The following is a 1544-nucleotide window of genomic DNA, read 5'->3' as shown; positions in this document are numbered from 1 at the left end:
CACCAGCGCAAAGGCCAGCACGATCTTCCACATCAGGCTACGCATCTTCCTTCACCTCGAACCGATATCCCACTCCGAAGACGGTATGAATATAACGCGGCCGGCGCGGATCTGGCTCGATCTTGCGGCGCAGATTCTTGATATGCGCGTCAATAGTGCGTTCAAACCCCTCATAGGCCGCGTACCCCTGCACCTTCTCCAGGAGCTGAAGCCGGGTAAAGACGCGTCCCGGCTCCCGCGCCATGGTAGCCAGCAGATCGAACTCCGTGGGGGTCAGCTCCACCGTCTTGCCGGCCACGCTGACCTGCCGGCGGACGGGATCAATCCGCACATCGCCGGCCTCAATCAGCTCCGCCGCCGGCTCCTCCCCCTTCTCGGTGCGGCGGAGCACGGCCCGTACCCGCGCCAGCAGTTCGCGCGGTGAGAACGGCTTGGTCACATAGTCGTCCGCGCCCAGCTCCAGGCCGGCCACCCTGTCCGCCTCATCCACGCGCGCCGTCAACATGATGATGGGAAGGTTCGATTCCTTGCGGATCTGCCGCGCCACGTCCAGCCCATCCATCTCGGGCAGGCCCAGGTCCAATATCACCAGATGGGGCTGTTCGAGACGGACTGCCTGAAGCGCCTGCCGGCCGCTGTTGGCCGTCACCACGCGAAAGCCGGCCTGCTCCAAATAGTCGCGCACCAGCCGCACGATCTTCGCCTCGTCATCTACCACCAGAATGGTCTTGCGCATTTTCACCCCTTCCCCGCAATTCTTGCCTGCAAGCATACCCCATTCCGCCCAGAGAATCAACTCTAATATTAATGTTCGTCGGCCCCCTCCGCGTTCATGATTGCACATCATCCATTCTGTGGTATAATAACAGTAGGGCATTTCCGCAATATGCATGGGGAAAATGCCCGCCGGCTTCGCCCAAGGCTCCTTCCATCAGGAGGAAACGCGGATGTCCGATCCCAAGAGCAATATCAGCAAGCGCTCCATTGCCCTCATTCTATCCCTGCTACTGCTCTTCAGCCTGGTTCCCACGGTCTCTGCTGTCACCATCTACGGCGCAATCCAGGGCACGGTTTCCTGCGAGGGCAGTCCGGTGAGCGGAACGGTGGTCTCCGTCGCCGGCCCTCTGCCCTCCACCAGCATTATCTGGACGGGCACCACCAACGCCGCCGGCGTCTACTTCACCGATTTCATCCTCCCTCCGGGGGATTACACGGTCCAGCTCTTCTACCTGGAAGGCGTCTGCCAGTTCGCTGAACCCATCAAGCCGGCCGCGGTCGCCGACGGCAGCACCACTACGGTGGACTTCAGCGGCACGGCCTGCGCCGATATCATCCAGAACGGCTCCTTTGAAACCATGGATGTCTGGCAGGTCGGCCCCACCCCCTGGCCGGCGCGCTACTCCACCACCTATGTGCGCACCGGCCTGCGCTCCATGCGCTCCGGCATCGAACCATCCGAGACAGACCGCGTTACCGAATCCTCGTTTTTTCAGCGCATCACCGTGCCGGCGGACGCCGCCAGCGTCACCCTGACCTTCTGGTAC

At 62.0% G+C, this 1544-nt stretch carries 2 protein-coding genes; one reads left to right on the top strand and one right to left on the bottom strand.

All coding sequences use genetic code 11. The annotated features are described in order from the left end of the window. Positions 1-37 precede the first annotated feature (37 nt). On the bottom strand, positions 38-736 hold the full coding sequence (locus H5T60_14800; GenBank protein ID MBC7243700.1) for a response regulator transcription factor: 699 nt from the start codon (positions 734-736) through the stop codon (positions 38-40). A 211-nt stretch (positions 737-947) separates the two neighbouring features. Here H5T60_14800 and H5T60_14795 point away from each other — a divergent pair. Continuing rightward, the coding region (locus H5T60_14795) for a carboxypeptidase regulatory-like domain-containing protein (protein MBC7243699.1) at positions 948-1544 on the top strand (597 nt) is incomplete at its 3' end.

The organism is Anaerolineae bacterium, assembly GCA_014360855.1.
In the GTDB taxonomy this organism is placed as follows: domain Bacteria; phylum Chloroflexota; class Anaerolineae; order JACIWP01; family JACIWP01; genus JACIWP01.
Note: the sequence above shows the minus strand (reverse complement) of the source record. Positions and strands in the feature narration are given on the sequence as shown.